Here is a 16,412-nt window from a genome sequence, read left to right as displayed (position 1 = left end):
CGCAAAGCTCAGCGCCAACGGGCGTGGGGGGCTGACCCCGGCCTTAACCGGGTTCGCGGGTTTAATAACGGTAACCGAAGGCCGCTTCAAACTGATCGGCAATGCTCTCGGCCGTAAATACATGGTTCTGTGCGCCCTGGGTGGCGATCTTGATGGCGCCCAGCAGGCTGGCCAGGCGGCCGCTGGTTTCCCAGCCCAGGTCGTTGGTGATGCCGAACAGCAGGCCGGCGCGGTAGGCGTCGCCGCAGCCGGTCGGGTCCAATACGTCCTTGGCGGCGACGGCAGGAATGTCGATGCGCTTGCCATCCGTATAAATCTCCGAACCCTTTTCGCCGCGCGTGACGATCAGCGCTTCGAGGCGGCTGGCGATGTCCTGCAGGGTCAAGCCCGTGCGCTCCATCAACATTTCCATTTCATAATCGTTGGCCGACACATAGGTGGCTTTGTTGATGAAGTCGATCAACTGCTCGCCATTGAACATCGGCAATTGCTGGCCCGGATCGAACATGAAGGGAATGCCCAGTTCGGCCAGGTCGGCGGCATGCTTGAGCATGCCCTGGTCGCCGTCCGGCGAAATGATGGCGACGCGGGCCGGGCCGGCGTTGGCGATCGGGTTTTCATGCGCGAACGACATGGCGCCCGGGTGGAAGGCGTTGATCTGGTTGTTGTCGCTGTCGGCGGTCACAAAACACTGCGCGTTGTAGCTGTCGGCCTTGATCAGGATATTGGCGGTGGAAATGCCCAGCTTTTGCAGGCGCTCCAGGTAGGCGGCGCTGTCCTGGCCCATCACGCCGACGATGCGCGGATCGCCGCCCAGCATTTTCAGGCTGTAGGCGATATTGCCGGAGCAGCCGCCGAACTCGGTGCGCATGGTTGGCACCAGGAACGAAACGTTCACCTTGTGCAGCTGGTCGGCCAGCAGCGATTCGCCGAAACGGCCCGGGAATTGCATGATGGTGTCGGTAGCGAGCGAGCCGCAGATCAATGAAGTTTTGGTCATGGTAGTGTCAGTCAAGGGTAAAAGATGGCGATATGGTAGCCGGATGCCGCAAGCCGGTCCAAGCTGAAATACAGTTTGATGTTCTGTTCCGAGCGCGGTGCGAAGCCTTTGCCGATATCGGTGCCGGCCGGCAGATAGTCGCGTGGCGCAACCACGCGGCGCAGCACCGGCTTGCCATCGTCATCATTGAGGATCAGCTCGATGTTCGGCCAGGCTTGCACGCTGCGGCCCAGGTTGCGCAGCTGCGATACATAGGAAAAACGGTTCGGCGCCAGGGTTTGCAATTCGCCTTGTTCGATGGACAGCGCTTCGATCTGCGCGGGCAGCTCGACCTGGCAGCCGCTCAGCGAACACAGTGCGGCCAGGGCCGGCTTGAACTGCGGAAACTGGGCGGCCAGCGGATTGCGGAAGGTGGTCATCACTTGCAGCAGCAGCAACAGCAACAGGGCGATGGAACCGGCCAGCATGGCCACGCGCAGGGCCTTGCCGCTCTGTTCGCGGCGCCGGCCCTGGGTCACGAAGGCGGGCTCTTCAACCGGAGGCAAGTCGTCCAGCACATGCAGCTCGGCAGCTGGCGGCGCGCTGCCTGGCGGCAGGTCGAAGGAGTGATCGGTCAGCGTTGGTTCCTGGCGCGCGCCTGCCGGAGCCGGCTGCACAGGTTTGTCCAGGCTGACTTTATACGGTTCAATGTCAGTTTTTTGTGCCGCTTCATCTGCCTCGAACTTCGGCTCGAGCCGGCTGTCGCGCAGATATGTGACAAAGGCGGGTGCTTCCTCGATCTCGCGGCGGCGGAAGGGCGCCATCGGCACGGCTGGCGTGGCCATCGCCGGCGCAGGCTCCGGCTCGGCTTCAGGTTCGGGTTCGGCGGCGAATTGGGGCGCCTGGCCGATATCGAGGTCGAGCTCGATTGCTTCTTCGGCGGCGCGCGCGTCGTCCTGGTCGGCCTTCGGTTGCGCCGTTTCAGGCAGGATGCCGAAGGGATCGAACGAGGTGTCGAAGTCGAGCGTATAGAGCGGCTCTTCATCGCCGCTGGTGCAGGAAGGCGTGTCTTCGGGAATATCGAGCGCCAGCACCGGCGGCAACGATGGCGCGGCCGGTAGTGGCGCTGGGGCCGGGGAGGCCGATGGCAGCAATGCCGCGTCCGGATCGACCAGCGCGGCATTGCCGTCAAATACTTCCTTGCATGTGCCACAGCGCACGATGCCCCCACGTAATTTCAACTGGTCAGCGGCGACCCGAAATATCGTGTTGCAATGGGGGCATTTGGTGGCGAGGGCCATTGCTGTGCTTATGCACCTTCCGCGCGTGGCGCCGGAGCGCTGGACGCACCCAGGCGGCCGTGCAGGGCTACCCAGCCGTCTTGCTCAGCCCATACGCCAAGCTGAATGAAGGGGGCGTAGGCGGCCGCCACTTCTTCCGCCTGGCGCGCCAGCACGCCCGACAAAATCAAGGCGCCGCCGTCGGCAACACGGCCCGACAACATCGGCGCCATCAGTTTCAATGGGCTCGACAGGATATTGGCGACGACGATATCGAACCTGGCGGCGGCATGGGCCGAGGTGGCAAAGGTGTCTGGCAGAAAGTATTCGATCTCGCACTGGTTGCGCTCGGCATTGTCGCGCGCCGATTCGATCGCCTGCGGGTCGATATCGACGCCGGCCACCGCTTGCGCACCCAGTTTTTTGGCCACCATGGCCAGGATGCCGGAGCCGCAGCCATAGTCGAGCACGCTCTTGCCGGGCGCCGGATGGGCTTCCAGCCATTCCATGCACAGGCGCGTGGTCGGGTGGCTGCCGGTGCCGAACGCCAGGCCCGGGTCCAGTTCCAGGATCAGGCCGTCAGGGTCCGGTGCCTCGTGCCAGCTCGGCACGACCCAGATGTTCTTGCCGATGTGGATGGGCGCGAACTGCGACTGCGTCAGGCGCACCCAATCCTGCTCTTCCACGGCGCGCACGGTAAACGCGGGCGCCCCGGCCATGCCGATAGCGGCTGCGGCGGTCGCCACGATGGCGGCCTGGTCGGCGTCGACATCGGTCAGCGCCACCACGCGGCTGCGTTCCCACGCCGCTTCCTTTGGCTCCATGCCGGGCTCGCCAAACAGCGGCTGCTCGGCTTCGGTGCCTTCGTCGGCGTCTTCCACCGACACCGACAGGGCGCCCGCTTCCATCAGGGCGTCGGACATGGCCTCGGCGTTGTCGCGCGCAATTTCAATGACGATTTCAGTCCAGCTCATGCTCCCGCCTTGGCGTCCGCCTTGATTTCCGATTTCTTGGCGATGCTCGGGGTGTCGCCATGAATGTGCTTGCCCAGGTCCGGCATGTCGGCCAGCTTCTGTTCCAGGTAATGGATGTTGGTGCCGCCTTCGATAAAGCGCGCATCGATCATCAGTTCGCGGTGCAGGGCGATATTGGTGTTGATGCCTTCGACCACCATTTCGGACAGGGCGATCTGCATGCGGCGTATCGCTTGCTCGCGCGTAGCGCCGTAAGCGATCACTTTGCCGATCATCGAGTCGTAGTGGGGCGGTACATAGTAGCCGGCGTAGGCATGCGAATCGACGCGGATGCCGGGACCGCCCGGTGCGTGCCAGGACACGATCTTGCCTGGCGAAGGCGTAAATTTGAACGGATCTTCGGCATTGATGCGGCACTCGATGGCGTGGCCCGACAGCAGCACGTCGCGCTGGCGGAAACGCAGTTTTTCGCCGGCGGCGATGCGGATCTGTTCCTGCACGATATCGATGCCGGTGATCATCTCGGTGACCGGGTGTTCGACCTGCACGCGGGTGTTCATTTCGATGAAATAGAACTCGCCGTTCTCGTACAGGAATTCAAACGTGCCGGCGCCGCGGTAGCCGATCTTGCGGCAGGCCTCGGCGCAACGGTCGCCGATCTTTTCGATCAGTTTGCGCGGGATGCCCGGCGCCGGTGCTTCTTCGATCACCTTCTGGTGGCGGCGCTGCATCGAGCAGTCGCGCTCGCCCAGCCAGACGGCGTTCTTGTGTTCGTCGGCGAGGATCTGGATTTCCACGTGGCGCGGATTTTCCAGGTACTTCTCCATATAGACTTCAGGGTTGCCGAATGCGGTGCCCGCTTCGGTCTTGGTCATCGCCACGGCGTTGATCAGGGCCGCTTCGGTGTGTACCACGCGCATGCCGCGTCCGCCACCGCCACCGGCCGCCTTGATGATGACCGGGTAGCCGACCTTGCGCGCAATTTGCACAATCGCTTTCGGATCGTCCGGCAACGCGCCTTCCGAGCCTGGCACGCACGGCACGCCGGCCTTGATCATGGTCTGCTTGGCCGAGACCTTGTCGCCCATCAGGCGGATCGATTCGGAACGGGGGCCGATAAAGACGAAGCCCGATTTTTCGACGCGTTCGGCGAAGTCGGCGTTTTCCGACAGGAAGCCGTAGCCAGGGTGGATCGCTTGCGCGTCCGTCACTTCAGCGGCGCTGATAATGGCCGGCATGTTCAGGTAGCTCAGGGCCGACTGTGCCGGCCCGATGCAAACGGATTCGTCGGCCAGCTTGACGTATTTCGCGTCCTTGTCGGCTTCAGAGTGAACTACAACCGTTTTGATGCCCATTTCGCGGCAGGCGCGCTGAATACGGAGGGCGATTTCACCACGGTTGGCAATCAGGATTTTTTCAAACATGGTAGGTTCGCGTATGTCTGTGAGAGCCGGCTAGCCGGCGGAACAACAAGTGTGAGGGGCGTGAAACTGCAAACGGCCGTTGCCGGCCGTGTGGACAGGGGGTCAGCCGATCACGAACAGGGGTTGGCCGAATTCGACCGGCTGGCCGTTTTCCACCAGGATCTGGGTGACGACGCCGGCTTTGTCGGTATCGATTTCATTCAACAGCTTCATCGCTTCGATGATGCACAGGGTGTCGCCTTCCTTGACGGTGGAACCGACTTCGACGTACGCGGCGCTGCCAGGAGCGGAGGAACGGTAGAAGGTGCCGACCATCGGCGACTTGACCACGTAGCCGGTAGGCTCGGCGGCCACCACGACGGGCGCCGCGGCTGGCGCAGGTGCCGCTTGCGGGGCGGTTTGGTAAGGGGCTTGCATGCCTGGCTGCATCATGACCATCTGGTTTTGCGGCATGGCCGACGATTTGACGATGCGAACCTTGCTTTCGCCTTCGGTCACTTCCAGCTCTGCGATATCCGATTCGGCGACCAGGTCGATCAAGGTCTTGAGTTTTCGTAGATCCATGTAAAACCCCTAGGAATGTAATTTGTTTTGTAAGTGGTGCGGCGCGGTCGAAAGCCCGTTGCCGCGCTAATGGCGTGCAGATCGCGTAGATTAACGTTCTTTAAGTGCAAAGTCGATGGCAAACCGATATCCATCGATACCCAGTCCGCAGATCGTCCCTTGCGCGATCGCGCTCAGGAATGAGTGATGACGAAACGTTTCGCGTTGGTAAATATTCGAGATATGAACTTCCACAAACGGGATGGCCACCCCCGCCAGCGCATCGCGCAAGGCCACGCTGGTATGGGTCAGGCCGCCCGGATTGATGATGATCGCGTCTACCCCTTCCGCTCGCGCGGCATGGATACGGTCGATCAGCGCACCTTCATGGTTACTCTGGAAGCATACCAGATCGGCGCCGGCCGCCAGTGCTTGCGCCATCGCCGCCTGCTCGATATCGGCCAGGGTGCTGGCACCGTAGACCTCAGGCTCGCGCGTCCCCAGCAAATTCAAGTTGGGGCCGTTGAGCAGAAGGAGGTTTTTTGCCATGTATGGAAGACCGTTTTAGCGAAAGTTCCGCATTTTGCCGCCAAAGATACGCATTGGCAAGAGAAAAAAGCACGCTGTCGAATTTACAATTTTCCCAGGTCGGCACGCAATTGATCGAATTTCAGCCGGCCCAGATAGGTCTTTTTGACTTCGCCATCGGCGCCGATCAGCACGGTAAATGGCAAGCCGCCCGTGGTATTGCCGAAATGGCGCGACAGGTCGGTGCCGCTCATGCCCGAGACATACACGGGGTAGGCGATCTTGACCTTCTCGGCGAAGGCGGCAATATTGCTGGCAGAATCGATGCCGATGCCGATGACCTGCAGGTTTTTGCCGGCAAAGTCACCTTGTATTGCCGACAATTCCGGCATTTCCTGCACGCAGGGCGGGCACCACGGCGCCCAGAAATTGACCAGCAAGTTCTTGCCTTTCCATTGAGACAGGGCTTGCGTGGCGCCGGCCGCGTCCGGCAGCGACAGCGCATACAGTTCAGTGACAGGGCTGCTGCCGCCAGGCGCCATGGTGGTGGTCACGGGCGCGGCCGCTTGCTTGTTCTTGCTGAGGCCAACATAAGCGCCCATGGCGCCGAACAGCAGGGCGACGATGGTGCAGGCAATAATATTCTTTTTGGTCATATTGATTTGAATAAAGGTTTTTCATGATATTGCCTGGGACTGGCTCAGCAAGGTACGCAGGCCGGCGATATCGGTACGCAGCACTTTGCCGTCCGCCCTGGGCTTGAGCGCGCCGCGCATGTCGTCGAGTTCGTACATGGCCGCATGTACGCCTTCGTTGTTCCACAGGAAACTGGCGGTCTCGACAGCATCATAACGCGGCCCCTTGAAATGCGGGGTTTCCGACATGTCCAGCACCACGTTTTTATTGAGCAGGAAAATATGGATGTCCTTGGCGCTCTCGGCAAACAGCTGCAGATAGATTTCATCGTGGGGGCCGGCCGTGCCGTTGAGCACGGGGCCGCTGAGCAGTGGATGAAATTGCTGCAACGCTTCCATGACCTGCAGCGCGATCGTGCGCAGCTGGAACAGGCGCGCCGGCTGGCTGTCGGCCAGGAACAGCGCATTGTACAGGCGCAATTGCTCCTCGATCAGTTCGTTATCGGGCAGCACACTGGCCCCGCCCGGCGCGTCGCCGAGGATTTGCCGTGCCGCCTTGCGCTTGGCGCTGCCATAGTCGGCGCCGTCCTGCGCCACCAGGCGGGCGGCGGCGGCGGCAATTTCCAGCCGTAGTTGCCGGTTGTCATCAAAAGCATCAGTCGTCATTCCCCGATCATACTCTGAAGCGGAAAAAACCATGGCGTCGGTTAAAATCCCATACTTGACCTTCGTTCCTTACATTAACAAGCGCGCCTTGCGCGTCTTACGCACTGATCACATGCATATTCATATCCTCGGCATTTGCGGTACCTTCATGGGCGGCCTGGCTGTCCTGGCCAAGGAAGCCGGCCATAAAGTCACCGGCTGCGACGCCAACGTCTACCCACCGATGAGTACCCAGCTGGAAGCACAGGGCATCGAACTGATACAGGGTTTCGACCCGAAGCAGACCGAACTGAACCCGGATTTATATGTGATCGGTAATGTCGTCTCGCGCGGCAACCCGCTGGTCGAGGAAATCCTCAACCGCAGCCTGCCGTATGTGTCTGGCCCGCAATGGATAGGCGAACATATCCTGCGTAACAAATGGGTGCTGGCCGTGGCCGGCACGCACGGCAAGACGACGACGTCGGCCATGCTGGCGTGGATACTGGAAGACGCAGGCTACGCGCCGGGCTTCCTGATCGGCGGCGTGCCGATGAACTTCGGCATTTCCGCGCGCCTCTCGGGCACGATCGACGGCAAAAGCGCGGAGTCGGACTTCTTCGTGATCGAAGCCGATGAATACGACACGGCGTTTTTCGACAAGCGCAGCAAGTTTGTCCATTACCACGCGAAAACCGCCGTGATGAACAACCTGGAATACGATCACGCCGATATCTTCCCCGATCTGCATGCCATCGAGACCCAATTCCACCATCTGGTGCGCACCGTGCCCGGTATCGGCCGGCTGATCGTCAATCGCGATGAAGCATCGTTGCAGCGCGTGCTGGCGCGCGGCTGCTGGAGCGAACAGGAAAGTTTTGGCCAGGACGCCAACTGGCAGTTGACCGAACAGGACAACGGCAGTTTCGATGTATTGTTCAATGGCCGGCAGGAAGGCCATGTGGCGTGGTCGCTCACCGGCAAGCACAACCGCAGCAATGCGCTGGCGGCGATTGCTTGCGCGCGCCATGTGGGCGTGCCGATTGCCCAGGCCTGCGCTTCGCTGGCCAGCTTCGAGAGCGTCAAGCGGCGCATGGAAGTGCGCGGCGTGGTCGACAATATTACCGTTTACGACGATTTTGCCCACCATCCGACGGCGATCGCCACCACCGTGGGCGGGCTGCGCCAAAAAATAGGTAAAAGCGCAGGCAACACCGGCCGCATCCTCGCCGTGCTGGAACCGCGCTCGAACACCATGAAGCTGGGCGCCATGAAGGATGCGCTGCCAGCCAGCCTGAAGGATGCCGACCTGGTATTTGGTTTTGGCAGCCAGCAGGCGCTGGGCTGGAGCCTGGCTGACGCGCTGGCGCCGCTGGGCAAGATTGCCAGCGCTTATGAAGAGATCGATGCGCTGGTGGCGGCCGTGGCCGCTGCGGCGCGCCCGGGTGACCAGATCATCGTGATGAGCAATGGCGGCTTTGGCGGCGTGCACCAGAAATTGCTGGAGGCCCTGGGCCGATGATTCTGTACCTGCATGGATTTCGCTCGTCGCCGCTGTCGATGAAGTCGCGCCTGCTGGCCGCGCGGATGCAGGCGCTGGGGCGCAGCCAGGAATGGCTGTGTCCGCAACTGCCTGCTTCACCGAAGTTGGCGATCGAACTGGCCTTGTCGCTGGTCAAGGACGTGCCAGCACGGGAGCTGATCATTATCGGCTCGTCGCTGGGCGGCTATTACGCCACCTGGCTGGCCGAACAGCTGGGTTGCCGCGCCGTGCTGCTCAATCCCGCCATCGTGCCGCTGCTGGACCTGGAACAGCATGTGGGCGTAACGACGGCGTTTCATTCCGACGAGCCGTTCGAATTCAAGCGCGGCCATATTGACGAATTGCGCGGTTTTGCCGTGCCGGCCGTCAGCCAGCCCGAGCGTTATTTCCTGATCGCCGCCACCGGCGACGAAGTACTCGACTACCGCCACATGGTGGCGCATTATGCAGGGGCGCGGCAGACCATCATCAACGGCAGCGACCATGGCATCAGCGAGTTTGCCGACTATCTGGCGCCGGTACTGCAATTTTGCGGGATCGATACGAAAGCGGGTCAGTGAGGCCGGGCTCGCTGCGGCAGGCGCAATGGCATGCGCATGTGACTGCCGTCCATGCGCCGCCATCCATGCGCCACTGGCTCGCGGCCGGCGGCTCGCTGACGGCCAAGCTGAAAGCCCACAGCCGCGCGTTTCGCGTGCAGTGCTTGCATCAGGAAACTGCACGCTGTTTGACGGACGAGGCGGCCATTATCGGCTTGCACCGGGCGGGCAGGGTGTGGGAGCGCGACGTGCTGCTGCGCTGTGATAACAGGCCTGCGGTATATGGCCATACTGTCGTGCCGATGCAGGCCACGGCCACTGACTGGCCGCTGTTTTCAGGGCTGGGCGAACGCTCGCTGGGCACGACCTTGTTTGGCGACCGCATGGTGCGCCGCAGTGGACTGGAATTTGCGCGGCTGCGCGCCGGCCATCCATTGGTGCGGCGGGCGCAAGCGGCACTGGCGCTGGAGGGGCGGGCCGCGCCGGAACAGGCGCTGTTCTTTGCGCGCCGCTGCCTGTATCGGCGTCATCAGGGCTTGCTGCTGGTCACGGAAGTATTTCTGCCGGCGGTGCTGGAACTGGCACCTGTCGTTGCAACTGACACATTAATCAATAAAGCATAATAATGAATCTATTTTTTGAAGAATCCGGCGATTTCAAGGTCGGCACGGTCCTGTCGCAGGCAGGCGAGGCATACCAGGTCGAAATGGCCAGCGGCAAGCGCACCAAGGTCAAGGTCAAGGATGTGCTGTTGCAATATGAGAAGCCGGCGCCGGGCGAACTGCTGGAGCAGGCCAGGAACGTCGCCGCCGAAATCGACCTCGATTTCCTGTGGGAAGTAGCAGGCGAAGAGGAATTCGGCTTTGCCGAACTGGGTGCCGAATACTTTGGCCACGCGCCGTTGCCGTTTGAAGCGGCCGGCCTGATCTTGTCGCTGCATTCGGCGCCCGTGTATTTCTACAAGAAGGGCCGGGGCCACTACAAGGCCGCGCCGGAAGCGTCCTTGAAGGCCGCGCTGGCCGGCATCGAAAAGAAAAAGCAGCAGGCGCTGGTGCAGGCCGGCTATGTGGACGAGCTCCGGCAGAACCGCTTGCCGGCCGCGATGCAGGCCATGGTGCTGCAACTGCTGTTCAAGCCCGACAAGAACACCATCGAATACAAGGCGCTCGAAGCGGCCTGCAATGAATTGCACACCAGCGCGCCGCGTTTGATGCTGGCCACCGGCGGCGTGGCCACGCCGAAAGAGCTGCATTTGTCGAAGTTTTTGTTTGAGAACTTCCCGAAAGGCGCCGGTTTTCCGAATGTGCCGGTGCCGTCCGTTACCGCCAGGCTGCCGCTGGCCGACGTGGCCGCATTTTCCATCGATGACGTGACCACCACCGAGATCGACGATGCCTTCTCGGTGCAGCCTTTGCCCGACGGCAACGTCAAGGTCGGCATCCATATCGCCGCGCCGGGCCTGGGCATACGCCCGGACGACGCGATCGACAAGATGGCGCGCCAGCGCATGTCGACCGTCTACATGCCGGGCGACAAGATCACCATGCTGCCCGACGAAATCGTCAACGCCTTTACCCTGGCTGAAGGAACGACCTGCCCGGCGCTGTCGCTGTACGCCACACTGGACCCGAAAGCCGACTGGGCTGTGGTCAGCACGGAAACGCGCGCCGAGCTGGTGCCGATCGCCAGCAACCTGCGCCATAACCAGCTCGACGACGTGGTCAACGAGGAAACCCTGGCCAGCGGCGAGGGCGAGTATCCGCACAAGGCCGACTTTGCCGTGCTGTGGCAGTGGGCGCAGCAGCTCGAACAGGGCCGCATGAAAAAGCGCGAAGGGTTTGGCCTGAAGCCCGAGCAGAACAACCGTGTCGATTTCAATTTCTATGTGGAAAACGATATCGTCAGCGTGGTGCGCCGCAAGCGTGGCGCGCCGCTCGACAAGATCGTCGCCGAACTGATGATCTTTGCCAACAGCACCTGGGGCAAGATGCTGCACGATCATGGCGTGCCCGGCATCTACCGCAGCCAAGGTGGCGGCACCGGCAATGGCTGGGCGGCCAAGATGCAGGTGCGCATGGTGACCCATGCGGCGCCGCACCAGGGCCTGGGTGTCGATCAATATGCGTGGAGCACCTCGCCGCTGCGCCGTTACACCGACCTGGTCAATCAATGGCAGATCATCGCCTGCGCCGAGCATGGCGTGACCGCCCCGCTGGTGGCCCCGTTCAAGCCGCGCGACGCCAATCTGTTCGCCATCGTCTCGGCCTTTGATGCGGCCTATGCCGCCTACGGCGACTTCCAGTCGAACATGGAACGCTACTGGTGCTTGCGCTGGCTGGCGCAGGAAGACGCGCGCCAGGTCGATGCGGTGGTCCTGAAAGACGAAATCCTGCGCCTGGTCGACATTCCGCTGGTCATCAAGCTGCCGGGCATGCCGGCCGTGGCGCGCGGCGCGCAAGTGAAACTGGACTTGCTGCGCTGGGATGAAGTCGATCTCAGCATCGAAGCGCGCCTGCTGGAAATCGCCGCCAGCGACGACGATGCCGCAGCGACCGGCGAGTATGAGGAGGAGGAAGAGGGGGCCGCCGCCGAAGTCGAAGGCGATGCTGTCGAGCCCGCCAATCCGGCCGCCGAGGTAGACATGGCCGAAGTCACGGCGGAAGAACCAGCCGCGCCAAAATAAAAACGCTGTCACATAAATCTGCAGCAATGCCCGGGGTAGTTAACCGGGTTTTTTTTCGTCCATTGTCGGTGAAAAACGCCATTTGATATGATAAACAGGAAAGTATTTCAGTATTGATATGTAAATGTTATTTTATGTATTGATAATGAAATTTTCATATGAAAATTTGCATAAATATCATCTTCGAGTCTAGGCAGAAATGTTTGCATAAAATATAATTGACCAAGGTCAATATCTCCAAATAAAAAATAGTAGTTGCAAATCAATAACTCCATCGATAACCCTTCTGTCCGCCTAGATCCCATGCAAAAAAAATTCATCGTCCAAGCTGTAGCAGCTTGCGTCACCGTCATGCTGACGGCGTGCGGCACCGTTCAAGTACAACCGTTGGCCAGTACCGAGCTGACGACCCAGACCGCCCTGGATCGCCAGGAGGCGATGGAAAACGTGCCGCCGGTGGTGGGCGCCTTGACCATGGATGAGGCGATCGCGCGGGCGCTGAAGTACAACCTCGAGCGCCGCACGCGCGTGATGGAAGAGGCACTGGCGATGAACCAGCTTGACAGCGCCAACTGGGACATGCTGCCGCAGTTGATGGCCAACGCCGGTTACACCACGCGCGACCAGGAATTGATCACGCGCAGCGTCGATTCCGTGACCGGCAAGCCTTCGCTGGCCAATCCCTATATTTCATCCGCGCGCAACCATTCCTCCGACGACCTGGGCCTGACCTGGAATGCGCTGGATTTCGGCATGAGCTACATCACGGCCAAACAGACCGCCGACCGCGTCAATATCGCCGCCGAGCGCCGCCGCAAGGCCATGCACGTGCTGATCCAGGATGTGCGCACGGCTTTCTGGCGCATGGCCAGCGCGCAAAAGCTGCGTGTGGAAGTACAGGAAACGATCGACCTGGCCGAAGAGGCGCTGAAGGATGCACGCAAGGCCGAAGCCGAGCGCCTGCGCTCGCCCGTCGACGCGCTGCGCTACCAGCGCCAGTTGCTGGAAAACCTGCGCCTGCTTGAAAGCATCGAGCAGGAATTGTCGTCGGGCCGGGTGGAACTGGCGCACCTGATCAACGCGCCGTTGAGCCAGCTCATGGAAGTGAGCGATCCCGGCGCGCAAGTCGATGCAGCCTTGCTCGACATGCCCATCGAGCGCATGGAAGAACTGGCGGTGATGCAGAACGCCGATATCCGCGAACAGTTTTACAACGCCCGCATCGCCACCGAGGAAACGCGCCGTGTCATGCTGCGCCTGTTCCCGAACCTGTCGTTCAATTACAACCTGCGCTACGACAGCGACCGCTACATGATCAACAACCGCTGGAACGACGCCGGCGTGCACCTGTCGTACAACCTGTTCAATCTGTTCTCGGGGCCGGCGCAAAAACGCTTGGCCGAAGCCGGCGTGAAACTGGCCGACCAGCGCCGCATCACGGCGCAGATGACGGTGCTGACGCAGGTACACCTGTCGCGCCTGCAATACCAGATCGCTTACAAGCAATATACGCGCGCCGATGAAATCTGGCAGGCCGACGCCAAGATCGCCATGCATATCAAGAATCGCGGCACGGCTGAAACGCAGGGCAAGCTGGAACAGGTTGCCAACAGCACCACCGCCATTTTGAGCCTGTTGCGCCGCTATCAGTCGCTGGCGCAACTGCAGGCGTCGGCCAGCAAGGTGCAAGCGACCCTGGGTCTGGAGCCGGTGCTGGGCAGCGTCTCCAACATGCCTTTGGATCAGTTGACCCGCGAAGTGGGTGCTTCGATGGCTGGCTGGAACAAGGGCGTGCAGGCGCCGGCGGTGGCCAAATGATGGACGTCAAGCCTTTGCTGCTGGCGGCGCTGGTTGCGGCCGTCGCCGCGCCGGTGCTGGCGGCGCCGTCGGTGGTGCCTGCGCCCGCGCCGGCTGCGCCACGCGCGGCCATGGAGCGCCAGGAAGTGCGCGCCCAGCTGGCGCCGCGCCGCTACACCACCGTCGCCGCCGAAGTCGGCGCCAAGATCAGCCGCATCGCGGTCACCGAAGGCGGCAGTTTCCGCGCCGGACAGACCCTGATTTCGCTCGACTGCTCGCTGCAGCAGGCGCAGCGCGAAAAGGCCAAGGCCATGCTGTCGGCGGCCGAGCACACCTATAACGCCAACCGCCGCCTGGAAGAGCTGCGTTCGATCGGCAAGGTCGAGCTGGAAGTGTCGGAAGCCGAAGTGGGCAAGGCCAAGGCCGAACTGGCCTATGGCGCGGCGGTGATCGGCAAATGCAGCGTGCAAGCGCCATTTTCCGGCCGCGTGACCGAGCAGAAGGTGCGCGAGCAGCAATACGTGCAGCCCGGCCAGGCTTTGCTGGAAATTATCGATGACTCCGCGCTGGAGCTTGAATTCATCGTGCCGTCGCGCTGGCTGGCCTGGCTCAAGCCAGGCTACGCCTTCCAGGTGGCGATCGATGAAACGGGCAAGACGTATCCGGCCAAGGTGCAGCGCATCGGCGCGCGCGTCGACCCGGTCAGCCAGTCGGTCAAGCTGTCGGCCGCCATCGATGGACGCTTCCCCGATTTGATCGCAGGCATGAGTGGGCGGGTCGCCCTGAATCCGCCCACAGGCAAATAATCCATCGCAAAAAACTACTGATAAAAATACGCCATGAAAAATCCATACCGCATCGTCATTGAAGCTTCCACCACGCCAACCGCACCAGCCCGCCGCGCGCTCAAGCGCCGCATGCCGGCGCCGCTGGTGTTAGAACAGCGCATCATGTTTGACGGTGCGGCGGTCGATACCGCCGTCGGCGCCAAGGTGGCCGCCGAGCACGCCGCAGCCGACAACGCAGCGGCCGAGCGCGCCGCCGCCGAAAAAGCCGCCGCCGTGGTCAAGGCGCCGGCGGCGGTGGTGGCGCCTGGCGAGCAGGCGCGTCATGAAATCGTCTTTATCGAAGACAATGTGACCAATCTGCAGCAACTGGTGGCCGGCGTGCGCGATGGCGTTGAAGTGGTGGTGCTCGACCATACCCGCGACGGCTTGCAGCAAATGCTGGCGGCCCTGAAAGGCCATGCGCCGGTCGATGCGATCCACCTGGTCACGCACGGCTCCGCCGGCCAGATCGAACTGGGCGCCACCATTTCAGGCGCCAATATCGAACAGTACCGCGACCAGTTCGCGCAGCTGGGCCAGTCGCTGACGGCCAATGGCGATCTGCTGATCTATGGTTGCGACGTGGCCGAAGGCAAGGCCGGCCTGGCCTTTGTCGACCGCCTGGCCGAACTGACCCACGCCGACGTGGCCGCCTCGACCGATATCACAGGTTCCGCCGCCTTCCATGGCAACTGGACCCTGGAAGCACAGCATGGTGCCATTGAAACCGCCGCCCTGGCGCTGGACCGCGCCGGCTGGCAGGGCGAACTGGCGGTGCAGACCGTGTATGACGCCAACTGGCAGACGCTGGACTTCAACGGCGCTACCAGCGTCAGCGGCAGTGGCAGTGGCAAATCGACCGGCGACGTGATGCGCTTTGGCAATGTCATTACCATCAACGGCCAGGCCATCGATGCGATCGTGACCACCACGGTGGACCGGGCCACTATCGACATCTATGATGACGCCAGTGGAAAGCCGTCGACTGAAACCAAATATTTCCAGCCGAACCTGAACGTGGCGTCGGCTGGCGGCGGCGCCACGTTCACGGTCGCCTTCTACAAGGCGGGCACCTACACCGGCGCTGGCACCGGCACGGCGGTGACCTTGCAAAAGGTGGCGATCAACTCGTATGACATCGATACCTCGGGCAATAGTACGGATCGCCAGTATCAGGTTTTCAGCGGCTTTTCCAGGTATGAATTGTCTACCGCCACCCAATTGGTGCCGACCGTGCAGGCGGACGGCTCGGTCATCTTCGTGTACACGACCAACAGTCCTGCACCCAATCCCAATATTTATGCCGATGGTTTCCGGGTCAAGGTGTATTACGATTCCCTCAGTTCCATCAATATCAAGTCGGGTGTGAATGGCGCCGGTGGTTTCGCGCAGTTCGCGTATGATTTCAGCATCACACAGCCATGGACCGGTTCTACCACCATCGTTGACACCCCGGCACCCAAGCTCAGCTACAGCACCACCAACTTCGTCGAAGCGACCGCCAATGATGGATCGTTTACGATGACGTCGACCATTACACTCGCCAATAGCGGCAGTAATACGTTCAGCGGCAGCGATGGCGCGTTGCTGTCCGGCGTCACTTTTTCCAATAATTTGCCAGCCGGCCTGACAGCCGAATTGACGCGCACCAGCGCCACCACCGCCACCTTGAGATTCACCGGCAACGCCAGCGCGCACGCCAACGCGAATGACATCAGCAACTTCGGCGTCACCTTCGGCGCTGGGGCGTTCAGCGGCTTGGCTGCCAGCGCCGTGACCGGCGCTGCGCGTGCCGATATCGTGCTCGATTTTAAGGACAATAACGCGCCCACCGCGTCCGCCACTGCCTTCACGACAGCGGAAGATATCGCCAAATCGGGCAGCCTGCCGGCAGCGACCGATATCGATGGCGATGCCGTCACCTACGCGAAGGCGAGCGATCCTGCACACGGCACGGTAGTGGTCAACTCCAATGGCACCTATACCTACACGCCAGCGGCCAACTACAACGGCGC

Annotated in this window: 15 protein-coding genes; 7 read left to right on the top strand and 8 right to left on the bottom strand. The window is 61.6% G+C overall.

Annotated elements, in window-relative coordinates; all coding sequences use genetic code 11:
- Positions 1-61: 61 nt before the first annotated feature.
- From CD932_RS06790 to CD932_RS06755, 8 genes are all read right to left on the bottom strand, one after another.
- Positions 62-1,000, bottom strand: a complete 939-nt coding sequence (locus tag CD932_RS06790) for a carbohydrate kinase family protein (protein ID WP_094441965.1) — start codon at positions 998-1,000, stop codon at positions 62-64.
- Positions 1,001-1,011: 11 nt separating this feature from the next.
- Positions 1,012-2,280 (bottom strand): DUF3426 domain-containing protein, encoded by a 1,269-nt coding sequence (locus tag CD932_RS06785; protein ID WP_094441964.1) that lies wholly within the window; start codon positions 2,278-2,280, stop codon positions 1,012-1,014.
- A gap of 8 nt (positions 2,281-2,288) precedes the next feature.
- The gene (gene prmA, locus CD932_RS06780) at positions 2,289-3,233 is read right to left on the bottom strand and encodes a 50S ribosomal protein L11 methyltransferase (protein ID WP_094441963.1); all 945 of its coding nucleotides are present in this window, start codon (positions 3,231-3,233) and stop codon (positions 2,289-2,291) included.
- A complete protein-coding gene (gene accC, locus CD932_RS06775) occupies positions 3,230-4,657 on the bottom strand; it encodes an acetyl-CoA carboxylase biotin carboxylase subunit (protein ID WP_094441962.1) in 1,428 nt (475 codons plus the stop codon). The genes prmA and accC overlap by 4 nt, the downstream gene beginning before the upstream one ends.
- Positions 4,658-4,759: 102 nt before the next feature.
- Positions 4,760-5,221, bottom strand: a complete 462-nt coding sequence (gene accB, locus CD932_RS06770; RefSeq protein ID WP_094441961.1) for an acetyl-CoA carboxylase biotin carboxyl carrier protein — start codon at positions 5,219-5,221, stop codon at positions 4,760-4,762.
- A gap of 90 nt (positions 5,222-5,311) precedes the next feature.
- Positions 5,312-5,749 (bottom strand): type II 3-dehydroquinate dehydratase, encoded by a 438-nt coding sequence (gene aroQ, locus CD932_RS06765; RefSeq protein WP_094441960.1) that lies wholly within the window; start codon positions 5,747-5,749, stop codon positions 5,312-5,314.
- Positions 5,750-5,832: 83 nt separating this feature from the next.
- Entirely contained in the window at positions 5,833-6,384 is a 552-nt protein-coding gene (locus CD932_RS06760; protein WP_094441959.1) for a TlpA disulfide reductase family protein, read from the bottom strand.
- 21 nt (positions 6,385-6,405) lie between these two features.
- A complete protein-coding gene (locus tag CD932_RS06755) occupies positions 6,406-7,029 on the bottom strand; it encodes a hypothetical protein (protein ID WP_094441958.1) in 624 nt (207 codons plus the stop codon).
- A gap of 112 nt (positions 7,030-7,141) precedes the next feature.
- On the opposite strand from CD932_RS06755, the gene mpl reads away from it, so the two are divergent.
- The 7 genes from mpl to CD932_RS28715 form a co-directional block, all read left to right on the top strand.
- On the top strand, positions 7,142-8,530 hold the full coding sequence (gene mpl / locus CD932_RS06750; protein WP_094441957.1) for a UDP-N-acetylmuramate:L-alanyl-gamma-D-glutamyl-meso-diaminopimelate ligase: 1,389 nt from the start codon (positions 7,142-7,144) through the stop codon (positions 8,528-8,530).
- On the top strand, positions 8,527-9,111 hold the full coding sequence (locus CD932_RS06745) for a YqiA/YcfP family alpha/beta fold hydrolase (protein ID WP_094441956.1): 585 nt from the start codon (positions 8,527-8,529) through the stop codon (positions 9,109-9,111). The genes mpl and CD932_RS06745 overlap by 4 nt, the downstream gene beginning before the upstream one ends.
- Positions 9,108-9,713, top strand: a complete 606-nt coding sequence (locus CD932_RS06740; RefSeq protein ID WP_094441955.1) for a chorismate lyase — start codon at positions 9,108-9,110, stop codon at positions 9,711-9,713. Before CD932_RS06745 ends, CD932_RS06740 begins: the two co-directional genes overlap by 4 nt.
- Positions 9,714-9,715: 2 nt before the next feature.
- A complete protein-coding gene (locus CD932_RS06735; RefSeq protein WP_094441954.1) occupies positions 9,716-11,773 on the top strand; it encodes a ribonuclease catalytic domain-containing protein in 2,058 nt (685 codons plus the stop codon).
- A gap of 303 nt (positions 11,774-12,076) precedes the next feature.
- Positions 12,077-13,591 (top strand): TolC family protein, encoded by a 1,515-nt coding sequence (locus CD932_RS06730; RefSeq protein ID WP_094441953.1) that lies wholly within the window; start codon positions 12,077-12,079, stop codon positions 13,589-13,591.
- Positions 13,588-14,376, top strand: a complete 789-nt coding sequence (locus CD932_RS06725; RefSeq protein WP_369679813.1) for an efflux RND transporter periplasmic adaptor subunit — start codon at positions 13,588-13,590, stop codon at positions 14,374-14,376. Before CD932_RS06730 ends, CD932_RS06725 begins: the two co-directional genes overlap by 4 nt.
- A gap of 33 nt (positions 14,377-14,409) precedes the next feature.
- Positions 14,410-16,412: DUF4347 domain-containing protein (locus CD932_RS28715; protein WP_176460901.1), on the top strand; the 2,003-nt coding region annotated here is incomplete at its 3' end.

The sequence above is a fragment of the Janthinobacterium sp. PC23-8 genome, assembly GCF_002250505.1.
Lineage (GTDB): Bacteria > Pseudomonadota > Gammaproteobacteria > Burkholderiales > Burkholderiaceae_D > Janthinobacterium.
The sequence above is the reverse complement of the archived record's forward strand: the minus strand, read 5'-3'. Positions and strand labels throughout refer to the sequence as shown.

Excerpts from the sequence above, each read along its gene's own strand:
- CD932_RS06790 (WP_094441965.1), bottom strand. The coding sequence starts at position 1,000 with ATGACCAAAACTTCATTGATCTGCGGCTCGCTCGCTACCGACACCATC.
- CD932_RS06785 (WP_094441964.1), bottom strand. The coding sequence starts at position 2,280 with ATGGCCCTCGCCACCAAATGCCCCCATTGCAACACGATATTTCGGGTC.
- prmA (WP_094441963.1), bottom strand. The coding sequence starts at position 3,233 with ATGAGCTGGACTGAAATCGTCATTGAAATTGCGCGCGACAACGCCGAG.
- accC (WP_094441962.1), bottom strand. The coding sequence starts at position 4,657 with ATGTTTGAAAAAATCCTGATTGCCAACCGTGGTGAAATCGCCCTCCGT.
- accB (WP_094441961.1), bottom strand. The coding sequence starts at position 5,221 with ATGGATCTACGAAAACTCAAGACCTTGATCGACCTGGTCGCCGAATCG.
- aroQ (WP_094441960.1), bottom strand. The coding sequence starts at position 5,749 with ATGGCAAAAAACCTCCTTCTGCTCAACGGCCCCAACTTGAATTTGCTG.
- CD932_RS06760 (WP_094441959.1), bottom strand. The coding sequence starts at position 6,384 with ATGACCAAAAAGAATATTATTGCCTGCACCATCGTCGCCCTGCTGTTC.
- CD932_RS06755 (WP_094441958.1), bottom strand. The coding sequence starts at position 7,029 with ATGACGACTGATGCTTTTGATGACAACCGGCAACTACGGCTGGAAATT.
- mpl (WP_094441957.1), top strand. The coding sequence starts at position 7,142 with ATGCATATTCATATCCTCGGCATTTGCGGTACCTTCATGGGCGGCCTG.
- CD932_RS06745 (WP_094441956.1), top strand. The coding sequence starts at position 8,527 with ATGATTCTGTACCTGCATGGATTTCGCTCGTCGCCGCTGTCGATGAAG.
- CD932_RS06735 (WP_094441954.1), top strand. The coding sequence starts at position 9,716 with ATGAATCTATTTTTTGAAGAATCCGGCGATTTCAAGGTCGGCACGGTC.
- CD932_RS06730 (WP_094441953.1), top strand. The coding sequence starts at position 12,077 with ATGCAAAAAAAATTCATCGTCCAAGCTGTAGCAGCTTGCGTCACCGTC.
- CD932_RS06725 (WP_369679813.1), top strand. The coding sequence starts at position 13,588 with ATGATGGACGTCAAGCCTTTGCTGCTGGCGGCGCTGGTTGCGGCCGTC.